Below are 14,750 nucleotides of genomic sequence, written 5' to 3'. Positions count from 1 at the left end.
TATACTGATAAAATGTCATTTTCAGTGCTAGGAAATTATTGATGACCTTATTCGGTGGAATGGCTCCAAGCGAAGATTCTTCCACTAAAGGAAAGGCGGCGCCCACGGAGAATTTGTACTACCAAACTCTTAATTTACTACAAGAAGCGATTTTTCTCTTAGATGGAAACGGGAGAATCACGTTTGCGAATACGAAAGCCCTATACTGGTTGGGGGACTCGTCGAACGATCTAATCGGATGCTATTTCTATGAATGTCCTTGGACGATCGTTCCGGAAACCGGCGTTCCATTTACAAAGGAAAATTTTCTGGAGAAAATTCTGGGAGAAGAAGGGGGTAGTTTCTCCAATTTGGAAATTGTTACCGCATCCGGAGATTCGTTTTCGGCGTCTTCGAAATTCGACACCATTAAAACCGGTAGCGGACAAATATCATGCATTCTACTTTCTTTCTCCGATGAAACGAATAGCAAAAAGATACAATCGCATAATCTTCAATTGGCGACTGCCGTAAACGATACCGCCGATGCGATTTTCATCACAAACCCGGATGGAGATATCGAATTCATAAATCCGGCGTTCGAGAAATTTACAGGATATAGTCTAGACGAGATCCGAGGCTGCTCGCCGAATCGATTAAAATCCGGATTACAAGATCCGGTTTTTTACGAGCGTTTATGGGGAACGATTTTGAAAGGGGAAATTTTTCGAGCGACCATAGTCAATAGAAAGAAAAACGGCGATTTGTTCCATTGCGATCAGACGATTTCTTCGACAAAGGATTCCTCGGGTAAGATCATTTCATACGTCTCCATTCTGAAAGACGTAACCGAACAGATGGAAATGCAGCGAACCTTACGAGTAACCACCGAGCGACTTCGATCCTTATTGGATAATGCGTTAGAAGGTATTTTTGCGGTTTATAATCGGCAAGTCATCTACGGTAATCCGACTTTCTTCAAAATGCTGGGTTACGATCCCGATTCTTCTTCCGCACAGATCCGCGTAAGCGATATTTTGGCGGATCGGGATCAGAGAAACGTTCTTAACGGGAAGTTAACCGAAACCGGAAAAATACAAGGGGAGGAAGTGAGACTTGTAAAGAAAGACGGCTCTCCTTTTTACGGAACCCTGAGGGTATTTGCGCACTCCCAGAATCTCGGTTACTTGGAGGGTTTCTTACTGGATCAAACCGAGCGGAAAATGATCGAGACGGAGAAAGATTCTTACGAATCGATTTTACGTAGGAGCCAAAAATTAGAATCGATCGGACTCATTGCAGCCGCAATGATTCACGAGATCAATAACCCTCTTACGATCGTTCTAGGTTACTCCAATCTATTGGCAAAATCGTTAGTCGATCATAAACTGTTGAAATACGTGGAGATCATTTCGGCAGCGACGGATCATTTATCCAGGCTTGTTAAGGATTTATTATTATATGCGAAGGGAGACGGGACAAGCTTCGAGCGGGTCGATCCGTATAGCCTTCGTGACGACGCCTTGGCTTTGGCGGAGCCTCTTTTGCAGATCGAGAAAATCACAGTTGAGGAGGAACATGCACGGGAACCCCTACCTTTTATCGTATGTCAAAGCCAGAAAATTAAACAAGTCTTACTCAATTTGTTAATCAACGCAAAGGATGCCCTTTGCACCGAATTACCGGAGAACAAATTACTGGGAGTAGATGTCCGGGGCATCAAAGGACAATCGGGTATCGTGGAAAAAATTCGATTCGAAGTCTGGGATAACGGTCCGGGCGTTCCGGAATTTATCAGAAGCGCGATATTCGACGCTTTCTTTACCGACAAGAAATCTCACGGAACGGGACTCGGATTGGCCATCAGTAAAAAGATTGTGGAAAGCCATCACGGGAGCATCGGACTCGCGGAAAAATCCGGCAAGTCTTCCTGCTTTTACTTCGAACTTCCGATCGATTGTAAAACACCTATTTGAATTCCCGGACTTCGTTCCCTATCGAACGTTTAGGTTCCTGTTTGCCCCCAAGTTTTCTTAAGGTATTCCTCTCGTCCCGATCCTTTTCTGTAGGATTTGTAATGCTCCGGATTCTTTTTATAATAATCCTGGTGATATTCTTCGGCGTTATAAAATTCCCCGGCCGGTAGTAATTCGACTACGATCGGCTTGGAAAATTTTCCGGAAGAGATCAAGGCCTGCTTTGATGCGGTCGCTAATTTTTTTTGAATATCATTTTTATAGAATATTGCAGTCCGATATTGGGATCCTCTGTCGGCAAACTGACCGCCGTTGTCGGTCGGATCGATTTGTTGCCAAAACGTATCTAGTAAGGTTTCATATTTTATTTTTTTCGGATCATAGGTGATTAATACCGATTCTCGGTGACCAGTTCTGCCGTAGCCTACGTCTTCATAAGTAGGATTTTTCTCCTTCCCGCCCGAATATCCCGATACGACTGAAATTACGCCGGGAAGTTTTTCGAAAGGTCCTTCCATACACCAAAAACAACCTCCGGCAAATATCGCCGTTTCTAATTTTTCTCCTTCCTTTGCGTGAAAATCCGCAGGAAAGAAGACTAACGGTACTGTTATAACCAGATATAAATGAAACATCGTTCGAACGATTCGAAATTTCATGGATTGATCTCCTTGCTTAGTCGTATAAAAAATCCTGGCTTTTTACGAAGCCCGGAAATAATTAGCGCTCACTTAACGGTTCGAAATGTTTTCTTTATTTGTTACACTTGAACGCGTTTACGGAATTATAATTCCGTTTTTTTACAGAACTGCCAATCGATGCAATCCCAGATAAATGCATTTCGGAAGAATATTCTCTTCGACGCTCCTGCCGGGCTGGCGGTATTTCTAGTTGCAATTCCACTTTGTTTGGGGATCGCGCACGCATCGGGCGCTCCTCTTTTTTCCGGAATCATCAGCGGTTTCGTCGGCGGAATCGTTGTCGGCAGTTTAAGTCGCTCTTCTTTTAGCGTTTCGGGTCCCACGGCAAGTTTGACAGGAATTGTTTTGTCCGGAATCAACGCTTTAGGAAGCTTTGAAACGTTTCTATTGTCCCTTATGATCGCAGGTGGAATCCAAATTAGTTTAGGAATATTTCGGTCGGGAAAACTCGCCGCTTACTTTCCCTCTGCAGTAATTACGGGAATGCTTGCAGCGGTCGGAATTATTCTTATCATCAAGCAATTCCCTCACTTAATGGGTTATGATATCGAAGAATTCGGAGTGGAAGAATTCGGCTTAACGAGTCAGGATATTAATGAATCTTATCAAGATAGTCATGAGCCGAACGAAAAAAATACGTTTACCGTTTTACTCCACTCTTTCTTAAATTTTCGAAGCAACGTATTCGTTATAGGTTTTCTTTCTTTGGCCGCGTACGTGCTTTGGGAGAAAAAAATAGCTCAAAAATTCAGGTTTCTACCTGCCTCCCTGATCGCTATCGGGACAGGTGTGCTCTTGAACTTATGTTTAGAACGGTTTAGCCCGGAATTCGCATTAGGAAAAGATCACTTAGTTCAACTTCCGATTTTAAAAAATCCCTCCGACTTGCTGGATCAGCTTAGATTTCCGAATTTTTCCGCGTGGAGAAATCCGAACGTTTGGAATTTGGGGCTGATGATCGCTTTAGCTGCTTCCGTCGAATCTTTGCTTTGTGTCGAGATTATCGACCGCTTGAACGAGGAAGGCAAAAAGACGCCGATGTCCAGGGAATTATTCGCCCAAGGTGTCGGAAACATCGCGTGCGGATTGGTGGGCGGCATTCCCTTAACTAGCGTGATCGTTCGAGGATCGGTAAATATAACTTCGGGCGCTAAGTCGAAGGTGTCCGTTATTTTGCACGGCGTTTTAATCGCGCTGAGCGTACTGCTGCTTCCGAATTTGATGAATCGGATTCCTTTGGCTTCGCTCGCCGCAATTTTAGTTGTGACAGGAATCAAGTTAGCGAAGCCGAAAATTTTTCGAACGTTCTTCTCCCGTAGAATTTCTCAATGGATACCTTTTCTAGGAACCGTGATCGCAACCTTATTCAGCGATCTTCTGATCGGAACATTTTGCGGAATTATCCTTTCGTTAGTTTTCGTCTTGTACGAGGATCACCGAACTGCGGTGATTAGAATCGAAGATCATGGAAAATTCAGAAGAATCGTGTTGGGAGAAAATTTGGGGTTTTTCCATAAGGCGAGGATCCGGGAAGTATTGGAACAACAACCGGAAGGCATTACGTTGGAAATCGACGGAAGTCGCACATTACATATAGATCAAGACGTTTCGGAACTAATTCATGAATTTCGTAACAAGTCGGTGCGTAAGAATATTTCAGTGATTCTAGGAGGCATTCCGAATATGAACAATGATATGCAGGACCTTAAGGAGGAAATGGACCGTTCTTATCGTAGGTTGTTGGACAATAATCAAGAATGGGTCAAAGAAAGGATGGATCAGGATCCCGGATTCTTTACTAAACTCGCCGAAGGACAAACACCGCAAATCCTTTTTATCGGATGCAGCGACTCGAGGGTTCCTATCGATGTTATTACTAAGACAGATCCTGGAATGATTTTTACTACTAGGAATATCGCAAATATAGTTTCGGTGGACGATATTAGCTTATTTAGTGTGGTGCAGTATGCGATCGAGGTTTTAAATATAAAGCATATCATCGTATGCGGACATTATGAATGCGGCGGTGTAAAGGCCGCTTTGATGGGTAGGTCTACGGGGCTTATCGATAATTGGATTACCCATATTAAAGATATTTATTTAAAACATCGTTACGAGCTGGACGCGTTAGGAGAAAAGGAACGAGAAAGAAAATTAATCGAATTGAATGTAGCCGAGCAAGTGATCAATTTATACAAGACAAGTCTTGTTCAGTCGGCTTTGAAGAAATACGGTTTCCCTCGAATTCACGGTTGGGTGTACGATCTTAGCACGGGGAATTTGAAGGAAGTAGAATACGAAACCCGGCTCAGAAAAGAATTAGGCGGATTGTACGATATCGAACAGGATCAGCTCCGATAAAATCGCAATAAGTGTGATTTTATGCGGGGGGTTCATACAGTCAATCGAGTAAGTTTCGAGTCGATTGTTACGGAAAGAGCTTACTGGGGTTGAAAAAGGAGCTCCTGCACCCGCAAATATTTTTCATTTCCATTGACCAGCCAGCGAACGACTTCCCCTACTCTCGCTCCTAAAACGGCGCTTCCATACGGGGAAAGCACTGAGATTTTTCCGTTAGAGGGCGTATGATCCTCCGAATCTTCGGGATAGACGAGCGTAAATTGAAAGGCCTCGGCGTTTCCTAGGTCCCGAAGAACAAATTTCGAATTCATCGTAATCAAATCTTGGGGGATTTCTCTAGGATCCAGTTTTTTGGCCTTAGAGAGTTCTTTTTTTAAACTTTGAATGAAGTAGGGAGGAACTGGGTGAGCGAGCTCCGGACTCTCTAAAGTAGAAAGGATTTTTTGATGATCAGGTTTAGTTACAAGCCGTTTCGCGGTCATAGAACGTTTCACCCCCCGGTAGCAGTATGGAAAAGTTAAGTTCGAAATCTAAGAGCGTGCGGATACGCTTCAAGCATTTTTAATTTTTTATATATTTACTCACTTAAACGAGTGAGAATGAGACATAGCAAATGCTCGGCTTTTACATCGTAAGATAGATTCGAGTCGAATGCGAGGGGGCCGGTTCGCATATATATTAATAAATTCTAATATATATCGCCTTTTTTCCCTATCTTTAAATAGCCTTAAACAATGGGAGAATTGTCGTTTAGAGCAAGACCAGCCATGAAGGCTAAAACGAGTTTCTTTTTTAACGAGCATTCGTTCGAATAAAAGATTGAGGGAGGAGGCTCGCTCGGTTTTTGTCCGTGAACGAGGGATAATACTATACGGAAAAGTAGGTATTGGTAGAAGAGGTTCGAACCATGTTACTTACCTTATTCTCGTTCGATAAGCGACGACCTTTATTCTTATTCAGGTGGTTAACCCGCCTCGTCGAAAGAAGTGTGCAGCCCGTCTTAATTCTGCCTAAGGGAAGTCTGAGTGTGGAGGACGGGTTAAAATTAGGAAAGCTTCTTTCCGATTTTTCACGACCTTCCGTTCCGATCTTGCTAGGGTTTGCCGAGTCGTTGGCGCAAGCCGAAGCATTTTGCAAGGAAGTCAAGAAAGGAAAACTAGGACAGACCGTTCCGAGAGTCCTGCCGGTAATTTTGAATGCCACTCGGTTAAAGACGGATGCTAAAGGTAAAGATTTTTCCGATCAATTGGAAGGTCTGGAAAAAGATTGGGAAAATTCCTTTCCACTCACTTGTTTTATCGAGTTCGGAAGAGATCCCTCTCATCTCTCGGAAGCGAGCGGACGTACTTCTTTGTTCGAGCTCTCTTCCCTTGTCGCCGAAGTCGGGTTCGGAAAACTTCGCCTTCTGAAAAAGGCGGAGAATTTTTCTTCTCCAATCGAGTGGACCAGCGAGGTTCTTTCCTCGCTCCGCTTGGAATGAGGGTTTCAGGAAGAAAAAGAGAAGGAGCTTCCTTGAAATTCGGCGGGGCCGAGCTTGACAGATGCGCTCTCATTTAAATCTTGCTGATTATTTTTGTGGGCCTTGAGAACCAAAGACGCGTCCTCTCGCTCGTTCCATCTCTCATAATTTTATTTTTGGACCCAAGGACGGAGGCTCTTGCCGATTCGGTCCGAGCATCGAGAGTTTTTCCGTTCCTTCAGGGCTCTTTATTTTTTTTGGAGCCGACTTTCGGCTCTGTATGCCTTCTTAGAAAAGAAGAAATCTCTTTTTCCTCTTCTAGGCGGGGGGTATTTCATATTTTTAATTGAACTTTTTTCGATCCCGGTCTTGACTGATTAAAATTTTGCCCCCTTCCGGGGGAAGAGCAGGTTGATCTTGCATGATCGAAAGACGCACGAACAAATTCGGGGAAAACGGAATTTTCGCCTCGTCGCCTATAGCTTCAGGGACTCTCCTTTTCAGCTATAGCGAGTGGATCGAGGATGAAGAGTTCGGCTGGAAAGTACTGACCGTTACCGAGGCGGAAGACTTACCCGAATCTGAGAAGGAAATCTTCATGAAATACGGATATGATGTCGATTTTGGCCTCGTAACCGGTCCCACCGGACCCCAGTTCGTCATTAACCATTCCAACTTCATGAACCATTCTTGTGACCCGAATATGTGGTATGATCAGAACGACAATATCATCGCTAAGCGGGACATTAGACCGGGAGAAGAACTTACCATCGACTACGCAAATTTCGTCGTGAACTTTGACCAGACCTTCGAATGTCGCTGCGGAGCCGTAGCTTGCAGAAAATTCATTCGCAAGGACGACTGGAAATTACTGCTGCCAGAGTATCATCTGAACTTCCCGGCGTTCATGCACAAAGAAATTAAAAAGTTCCTGGTAAAAGTCCCGGCTTAATCGGTCTTGCGTTTTGCCCGGGTTAAATTCCTCCCGGGCATTTACTTTCTGATTCTGGATTGCCTTCGCCATAGGAGGCTGGCTAAGAATTCGCCTCCCGGTTCTTCCTTCCAAATCCCTGGATCGCTGGTCTTACGTGCATTCTCGATCGTATAGAACGCTCCTGGAGCGGTTTGTCTCAATATCTCTAAAACAAAAGGAACCTCCTTTCTGCGTAAGAAGGAGAGAATTACCGTTACAGGCCCCCTGGCTCCTTGCGCATCTAACCGAGTGGTCCGAAAACCGGATTCCGTAAGTTTTTCCACGATTTTCTCACCGGTCCCAGTAACGATGATCCGGAGTAGTGAATGTCCAATTGCCAGTTTTTCCTCTACTACCATGCCCAGATACGTCCCTGTGGCAAATCCCCCCGCATACGCAATGTAACAGAGCGCATTGCTGAGATTCCGTATGATTTGCGTTATCACGATTAGCCAGAGGAGAACTTCTACAAAACCGAGGACTGCCGCCAAAGCCTTCTTTTCTCGGGAAATCAATATGATTCGGACAGTTCCGATACTTACGTCGGTAACGCGGGCAAAATAGATGCAAAGAGGGAGGATCAGATATTCGAAAGCCCAAGGTGGCATGGCTTTCTATTAAAATGGAATTCGGACGGTTATGCCAGTACAATTCTAAAGAGAAAGTCCGGGAAACTTCCTCGAGCATTTTCTCGACTTCGTTCTCTTATCCGGCGATGCAGAGAATTCGGTTATTTTTTACAGCGCACTTCGACGGTCTTGGTCGTATAAAACGGTCCGATCAGAAAATGAATTATCGAATCCAGAAATCCAGTCACCATTCGGACTTCCGGCTGAGAGTTCGGGCAAGATACTTCCGTCGCGGATCCAGAAGGGTAAATTCCGAATACGAAACTTGCCTGGCGAAATTTCCGGTCGGGTTCGGGCGGGTCTTTAGTCAAGGAGGCCGGCGGCGATCCAGTTTCCTTGTGAACCAGGATCGTGGAATGGCAGTTATAAAGAAGCGCCGCGCCGGCGAACAAACAAAGAAAGTATTTTAAGGATAACATTCTATCTCCAATGTCTGAGGTGAATATATGGTAAAGCTTAGCTGTTCCCATACCCCGTTCCAAAAACTTGTGTATTGGTGGACCAATTTGGGACCCCTCGGACAAAATTTAGCGGTGTCAAGGACCCGGGCACCCGGATAGATTCCGAAAAAGTAATAGTCATGGACAATCCTATGCGTCTCTCCGGCTTGATTCTGGCTGGAATTTCTGAGTTCGAGAGCTTTCTTACAATCCCGCGAGGTGATTGAAGTGATGCAAGCGTCCGGAGTCATCGGCGGATAAACGACCATCGCATGTCTGCAAAATCCCAAAAGGGAAATCATTAGCCAGGTGAAGCCGAACCTTTTGCACCCCCGAATGATCATTGATTCTGCTGCCTATAGACGCGGACCGGCGTGTTGTTCTTACCGACGCTTACATAAAGGTAATTAAGGCCCCCGACCGGTACGGATACTGCGGAAAATATCTGTACGACGTTTGTAGAATCCGTTAATCCGTTTCCTCCCACTTGAGTCCAGGAGGAGGAAGAACTGCCCGGATTTGTCGTATTCGTCCGATAGATTCGGGCTCCAGACGGGTTATCGTATCCTACGTATAAGTAAGAACCGTTCTTGGCCACCATTGTAATCGTACGGTTGGTAGAATCTCCAAAATTCGTAATACCCGATCCGTCGTCCGCCACCACAGTCCAATCTCCCGAATCGCAATCGGTCGTGCTTCCTGTTATCGTAGGATCACATTTCCAAAGCTGCGCCTTACGATTGTCTTCCGTTCCATCGGTGCAGCCTGCGACCGTACCAGGACTGGTTCTAAAGCCCGTAGCTTGAGTTCCTTGGACGCAGATGGTGCGAGTTACGTAAAGATTCCCGTTAAATTCCGCGAACTGCGCGAATGCGCGATCGGCCGGAATCAGATCGTAGAATTTACCGAGTTCCAAGGAAAACCAATTATTTGTAGTTCCATTATGCCATTTGCTATTCGTTCTGGGGCCGATTTCCGTCCAGTTTGCACATGTATCGTGTGCGGAACAGGCCGTTGTCGGATCCGCAGTATTGGAACGTATTATAGATCCGTTATGGCCGACGGCGTTTAGACCGCCGTTTGCCGCATAAATACGGTTATTAAACACGAAGAGAGAATCGACTCCTATATAGTAGGCCCAGTTCGGACTGGCATTATTTCCCCCGGAACTCGAGGCTCCGCCGAAATACGGCATATAATCAATCCGGATCCTTCTACCTTTGCTTCCATCGTAGGCGTCGCAATTGGAACCCGCCGTACAAAATCCGGTACCGGAATCTGCGGAATTAAAACTTATAAAACCGAAATCCGGTGCATTAAAGCCCGAAGTTCCGTTATAATTCGGTTTTGCAAATCCGGGGAAGACTCGGTCGTTTTGAACCGTAATTGCGGAAGTACCGGCTGTCACGGTTCCCGTAATCGTCGACATATCGATGTACTTAAATCCGAGGTTGGAGGAAGTATCCGAAGAATAGTATAAGTAATCGAAATAATAGTTTCCGTTGCCGTCCGGCGCGGTTCTCGCTGCGGCGATAAAGATGTAAGACGACCCGCTCAAAGTACCGGTCGTAAATACACCGCGACCGCTTTCGTTATCCGGCCCGCATCCGTTTGTAAGAGTCGCGTCGTTTACAGTGCATCCCGAATGTCCCAAGGTTACGTAAGGAGGAACGGCAATACTATTTTCCCGACTCGTCGCGGAATTCGTACTAGTCCTCGGGTTATCTCCCGTACTAGCGTTTTGAACAACGGTATCTTGCGCGAACGTAAATTGAACCGATTCGGGACCCGAACCGTCATAAGCAAATCTTAATGCGCCGTTCCCGCCGTTATTCGGTCCGGTATAAATCTTACTGTTAAAATCGGCTAAATAACCGAAGGTGGATCCGTTCGGATCTATGGATACCGGTCCGTCCGAAAAATTCACCGGAGACGTTCCGCAGCCTGAGAAGGTGGCCCTATCTCTCGGCGAGGCTTGAACGTTTTCGGAATTTCCCGCGTCGCGTATGGATCCCCAAGCGCTATTATCGAAGCCGTCTCCGTCGACTGCATTGGCGGCGATGATCGTATATTGAGCTCCGGTTTGGAGTAGTGCGTGAGTCACGCAAACTTTCGCGGAATCTGCCGGAGTTCCGTTACATACCGTCCCATCTAGAATTTTTGCGGAAGAAATCGATCCAAGATCAGTCGTTCCGACGAATTTATAGCGGTTGGCGCATTCCGTCGTGCTACTGCATTCCGCAGATCCGGACATGTTGTTTCCCGAAAGAATCGGTTTGGAAAAATTGATTACGACGGATGAGGTTGAAGCGCAAGCGGCCGAGGTGACTTTGAGTTGTTCCTGTCCTATAAAATCTCCGTAATTCGGGCAAGCGAGAGAATTCGGGATCGCCGACAAATCTTGAACCCCGGATTTGTTTACGATTAACGTATAACTTGTTCCCGAAACCTGCGAACTTGATAATGTAATCGTATATACGGATCCGGTTCCGCTTACCGACGAGATACTGATCGCCGAACTCGAAGAAAAATTGCTATTATTAGAGCAAGAGCCGCTGACTGCCGAGGTCAATGCTAGTCTATAATTGGAAGTCGTCGTTGCTTGAGTCGCATTCACCGATTCCGAATACGTGACTCGAACAGTTGTCGGACTGAGGGAAACCGCGTTTAACACGGTCGGCGGTGTCGTATCCAGATATACAACCGTTAGAGACGTATTTCCGCTAACGCTTCCGAATGTCGCCGATATTGTTACCGTTCCGGCTGCGACTCCGGTAACCTTGCCTTGGGATCCGTTTGCATTACTAATCGTAGCTTTACTTGTGTCTGACGAGGCCCAAACCGCTTGAGCGGTTAAATCGCTTGTACTTGAATCCGAGTAGGTTCCGGTTGCGGTAAAGTTTTTCGTATTTCCGGTATAAACGGATGAACCGTTCGGCGCGACCGAAATGGAAACAAGCACAGCCGCCGTCACTGTCAAAGTTGTCGAGCCGGTTACCGATCCGACTTGCGCGGAAATCGTGGACGATCCTATCGATACTGCAGTTGCAGTTCCTTGGCTTCCGTTTGCATTGCTGATCGTCACTGAGCCGGTATTGGATGAGGTCCAAGTGGCTTGCTTCGTCAGATCCAAAGTTGTTCCATCCGAATAAACTCCGTTTGCGGTAAATCCGGTCGTGTTTCCTTTCGGGAGATTGGAGTTTGCAGGCGTAATTTGAATGGATTGAAGTGCGGCGGCAGTCACTGTGACCGCCGTGTCGGAACTTTGGATCGAATTTAGAGTCGCGGAAATCTGCGTGCTTCCTTCCAACAAAGCGGTTAATGTTCCCTGACTGCCGGCCGCATTACTTACGGTTGCCTTTGTTTGATCAAAAGAGGACCAAGTCACTTGAGTCGTTATGTCCTGAGTGGAGTTATCGGAGTAATGTCCCGTTGCGGTAAAATTCTGAGTTAAACCTTTTGAAATGCTTAACGTTGGAGAAGGAGCGATCGTAATACTTGCTAAAGTCGCGGCCCCGACGGTGAGCACGCTAACCGATGATAGAACGGATCCTGATTGGGCGGTAATATTCGAAGTTCCGGTTTGCAAGGTTGTCGCAGTTCCTTGCGTACCGGAAACGTTACTGATTGTCGCGATGCTCGTGTCTGACGAACGCCAAGTAACCTGCGAAGTTAAATCTTGTACCGAACCGTCCGTGTAGGATCCGGTTGCGGTGAAGTTCTTGGTCAAACCTTTCGCAACCGTCGGATTGGTCGGATCCACTTGAATCGAGACTAAACGCGGCGCGGTGACGGAAAGATCCGCATATCCGCTAATGGAATTCAAAGCAGCCGTGATTCTCGAAGATCCTTGGCTGCCGCTGCTCGGAGAGTTCAGTTGTTTTTTGGGTCCTGATAAGAGAATGCCCAGTTGAACGATCGAGGTTTGAGAAGAAGTCCATACGACTTGATCGCTTATGTTTGAATGAGTTCCGTCGGAGTAAATTCCCACCGCTTCAGCTTGAGTCGAAGTTCCTTTCGCGATCGAAGAATCGTCTATGGAAACTTGAATCGAATCCAATACTGCGCTCGTGACTGTGAAAGTGATCGTACCCGAAACGGAACCGATTGTAGCGCCGATCGAAACGCTTCCTTGTGAAACGCCTGAAGTCTTACCTTGATTTCCGCTAGTATTGTCTACTGCTGCGATCGAAGAATCCGAGCTAGTCCAGGTTACCTGGGTCGTAAGGTTCGAAGTACTTCCGTCCGAATAAGTTCCGGTCGCGGTTAAGTTCTGGCTTCTTCCTTTAGGTATGCTCGGTAGGGAAGGGGTGATGGTGATGCTTTGTAAGGTTGCTGCCGTGATCGTCAACGTGTTTGTCGGAGATGTTACTGATCCAAGAATAGCCGTGATATTCGAATTGCCGATCGATAATCCCGTCGCAGTTCCTTGTGTGCCGGAGGCGTTGCTGATCGTAGCAATAGCGGTATTTGAAGAAGCCCAAGTAACCTGAGTTGTGAGATCTTGAGTGGTGGCATCGGTATAGGTTCCGGTCGCAGTAAAGTTTTTAGTAAGTCCTTTGGCTATGCTCGGATTGGTAGGATCCACTTGAATCGAGATTAATCTGCCGGACGTAACCGTAATATCCGCGTATCCGCTAATACTACCTAAAGTGGCAGTGATTCGGGCGGAGCCGAAGCCGCCGTTATTCGGAGAAAGAACTCCTTTTTTCGGAACTCCATTTAGGGATCCCAGCTGCAACGTGGAAGTATTGGAGGTCGTCCAGGAAACCTGATCGCTGATATTTTGAGAAGTGCCGTCAGAATAAATTCCCAATGCAAGTACATTCGTCGAAGTCCCTCTTGGAATCGACGTGTCATCCGGCGTCACTTGAATGGAAGTCAAAACTGCCGCGGTTACTTGAAACGATACGGTTGAAGAAATTCCGCCGATTGCAGCAGTAACGTTAGCGGTTCCAACATTCGCTGCGGTTGCGCGACCCTCCAGCCCGGAACCGTTATCGACGGAGACGATACCGGTGTTATCGCTCGACCAGGTTACCTGCGTGGTGATCGTGGAGCTACTGCCATCCGTGAATATTCCGGTAGCTGCGAGATTGAGTGTACGACCTTTCGCAACAGAAGGATTTGCAGGGGTAATCGAAATGCTCTCCAGGAGCGCTGCCGTAACGGTAATCTGCGTTTGATTGCTGATAGAACCAAGGCCCGCCGTAATCGTCGCACTTCCCCGGGCTTGAGTGGAAAGAAACCCTTTGTTTCCGACCGCATTTCCGATCGTCGCTATGGAAGTGTCGGAGGATGTCCACGTTACTTGTGAAGTTATGTTTTGAGTGGAATTATCCGAATACGTTCCCGTGGCAGTAAACTGCTGCGTTTTGCCTAACGGTAGTGATGGATTGGTCGGTGTAACCGAGATCGAAACCAGGGATGCTTGGCTGATCGATAATGCCAAGGTAGCGGTAAGTCCCTGGTATCCTGCGCGAATCGAAGTTGAGCCGACCGCAACTCCTTGTACCAATCCATTTGCGTCGACAGTTGCGATGTTAGAATTCGAGGTGCTCCAAGTAGTGCTCGGGTCGAGGGTCAAATCCTGAGTCGATCCATCCGCAAAATTACCGGTAAGCGCGCATTGTCGCGAGGATCCCTTCGGAAGATTTGAAGTTTGATCGGTGCAAGTTATCGTTAACGATGATAGCGGAGCGGCAGTAACGGTGAGTAGAATCTGAGCGGTTTTACCTTGGTATTCGATCGTTATTACCGTGGAGCCGACTTGAATTCCTTGAGCTTTGCCTCCCGAAAGCATTTTAATCACGGACGAATCCGCAGAAGACCAATTTGCATCGCCAGTTATATCCGCATTCGTATTATCCGAATATATCGCAGTGGCTTTTAAAGGAATCGTAGTAGTTTTGGCAAAGCTTGTGGATGGAGAAGAGATTTCCACCCTATCCAAGGTGGCGGGCTGCGAACTCGCACTTCCTGGTACAAAAAAGAGAGGCCCGCTTCCCGTTTTCCCGGCTGCTAACCCGACGGCGCCTGTGAGTAAAGGCCATGCGGCACATCCTTCGAGGAGAAAAAATAAAAGAATTGGAAAGCATATATGCTTTGTATTTTCAAAAATGCGGTGCATCGTTTCTCTCTTCGGATTAATTTCTCCCTAATTAATACCTTGGTATTATTTAATCGGACGATTCAGTGGAGTATTCTACTTCAGAAAAAAATAAATTAAAAT

10 protein-coding genes are annotated in these 14,750 nt (G+C 46.5%); 4 read left to right on the top strand and 6 right to left on the bottom strand.

Going from position 1 to position 14,750, the window contains the following annotated elements:
- Positions 1-41 precede the first annotated feature (41 nt).
- Positions 42-1,955 carry a PAS domain S-box protein gene (locus LEP1GSC058_RS11245; RefSeq protein ID WP_016549766.1) on the top strand — a complete coding sequence of 638 codons (1,914 nt, stop codon included), beginning with the start codon at positions 42-44 and terminating at the stop codon, positions 1,953-1,955.
- A gap of 29 nt (positions 1,956-1,984) precedes the next feature.
- Here LEP1GSC058_RS11245 and msrA read toward each other — a convergent pair whose 3' ends face one another.
- Positions 1,985-2,614: a peptide-methionine (S)-S-oxide reductase MsrA gene (gene msrA, locus LEP1GSC058_RS11240; RefSeq protein WP_016549689.1), complete on the bottom strand. Its 630-nt coding sequence runs from the start codon at positions 2,612-2,614 to the stop codon at positions 1,985-1,987.
- Between the two features lie 159 nt (positions 2,615-2,773).
- On the opposite strand from msrA, the gene LEP1GSC058_RS11235 reads away from it, so the two are divergent.
- A complete protein-coding gene (locus tag LEP1GSC058_RS11235; RefSeq protein WP_016550972.1) occupies positions 2,774-5,017 on the top strand; it encodes a SulP family inorganic anion transporter in 2,244 nt (747 codons plus the stop codon).
- Between the two features lie 80 nt (positions 5,018-5,097).
- On the opposite strand, the gene LEP1GSC058_RS11230 is transcribed toward LEP1GSC058_RS11235, so the two are convergent.
- A complete protein-coding gene (locus LEP1GSC058_RS11230; protein ID WP_016550142.1) occupies positions 5,098-5,499 on the bottom strand; it encodes a GreA/GreB family elongation factor in 402 nt (133 codons plus the stop codon).
- A gap of 425 nt (positions 5,500-5,924) precedes the next feature.
- Here LEP1GSC058_RS11230 and LEP1GSC058_RS11225 point away from each other — a divergent pair, with 425 nt between their 5' ends.
- Both LEP1GSC058_RS11225 and LEP1GSC058_RS11215 read left to right on the top strand, forming a co-directional pair.
- Positions 5,925-6,497 (top strand): hypothetical protein, encoded by a 573-nt coding sequence (locus tag LEP1GSC058_RS11225; RefSeq protein WP_039948312.1) that lies wholly within the window; start codon positions 5,925-5,927, stop codon positions 6,495-6,497.
- 400 nt (positions 6,498-6,897) lie between these two features.
- Positions 6,898-7,428, top strand: a complete 531-nt coding sequence (locus LEP1GSC058_RS11215; protein ID WP_016549539.1) for an SET domain-containing protein — start codon at positions 6,898-6,900, stop codon at positions 7,426-7,428.
- A 41-nt stretch (positions 7,429-7,469) separates the two neighbouring features.
- Here LEP1GSC058_RS11215 and LEP1GSC058_RS11210 read toward each other — a convergent pair whose 3' ends face one another.
- From LEP1GSC058_RS11210 to LEP1GSC058_RS11195, 4 genes are all read right to left on the bottom strand, one after another.
- Positions 7,470-8,057 (bottom strand): DUF2179 domain-containing protein, encoded by a 588-nt coding sequence (locus tag LEP1GSC058_RS11210; protein ID WP_016550534.1) that lies wholly within the window; start codon positions 8,055-8,057, stop codon positions 7,470-7,472.
- 122 nt (positions 8,058-8,179) lie between these two features.
- Positions 8,180-8,497, bottom strand: coding sequence for an LIC_10461 domain-containing protein (locus tag LEP1GSC058_RS11205; protein ID WP_016550772.1), 318 nt, complete (start codon positions 8,495-8,497; stop codon positions 8,180-8,182).
- On the bottom strand, positions 8,485-8,862 hold the full coding sequence (locus LEP1GSC058_RS20330) for a Bor/Iss family lipoprotein (RefSeq protein WP_051133793.1): 378 nt from the start codon (positions 8,860-8,862) through the stop codon (positions 8,485-8,487). The genes LEP1GSC058_RS11205 and LEP1GSC058_RS20330 overlap by 13 nt, the downstream gene beginning before the upstream one ends.
- Complete coding sequence (locus tag LEP1GSC058_RS11195; RefSeq protein WP_016550031.1) at positions 8,859-14,648, bottom strand: beta strand repeat-containing protein; 5,790 nt, start codon at positions 14,646-14,648, stop codon at positions 8,859-8,861. The genes LEP1GSC058_RS20330 and LEP1GSC058_RS11195 overlap by 4 nt, the downstream gene beginning before the upstream one ends.
- Positions 14,649-14,750: the final 102 nt, after the last annotated feature.

This window comes from Leptospira fainei serovar Hurstbridge str. BUT 6 (assembly GCF_000306235.2).
GTDB lineage: Bacteria > Spirochaetota > Leptospiria > Leptospirales > Leptospiraceae > Leptospira_B > Leptospira_B fainei.
This window is presented reverse-complemented; position numbering and strand designations above follow the sequence as displayed.

What these genes read in the sequence shown, in the direction of transcription:
- LEP1GSC058_RS11215 (WP_016549539.1), top strand. Translation starts at nt 6,898, where the DNA reads ATGATCGAAAGACGCACGAACAAATTCGGGGAAAACGGAATTTTCGCC.
- LEP1GSC058_RS11205 (WP_016550772.1), bottom strand. Translation starts at nt 8,497, where the DNA reads ATGTTATCCTTAAAATACTTTCTTTGTTTGTTCGCCGGCGCGGCGCTT.
- LEP1GSC058_RS20330 (WP_051133793.1), bottom strand. Translation starts at nt 8,862, where the DNA reads ATGATCATTCGGGGGTGCAAAAGGTTCGGCTTCACCTGGCTAATGATT.
- LEP1GSC058_RS11230 (WP_016550142.1), bottom strand. Translation starts at nt 5,499, where the DNA reads ATGACCGCGAAACGGCTTGTAACTAAACCTGATCATCAAAAAATCCTT.
- msrA (WP_016549689.1), bottom strand. Translation starts at nt 2,614, where the DNA reads ATGAAATTTCGAATCGTTCGAACGATGTTTCATTTATATCTGGTTATA.
- LEP1GSC058_RS11225 (WP_039948312.1), top strand. Translation starts at nt 5,925, where the DNA reads ATGTTACTTACCTTATTCTCGTTCGATAAGCGACGACCTTTATTCTTA.
- LEP1GSC058_RS11245 (WP_016549766.1), top strand. Translation starts at nt 42, where the DNA reads ATGACCTTATTCGGTGGAATGGCTCCAAGCGAAGATTCTTCCACTAAA.
- LEP1GSC058_RS11195 (WP_016550031.1), bottom strand. Translation starts at nt 14,648, where the DNA reads ATGCACCGCATTTTTGAAAATACAAAGCATATATGCTTTCCAATTCTT.
- LEP1GSC058_RS11210 (WP_016550534.1), bottom strand. Translation starts at nt 8,057, where the DNA reads ATGCCACCTTGGGCTTTCGAATATCTGATCCTCCCTCTTTGCATCTAT.
- LEP1GSC058_RS11235 (WP_016550972.1), top strand. Translation starts at nt 2,774, where the DNA reads ATGCAATCCCAGATAAATGCATTTCGGAAGAATATTCTCTTCGACGCT.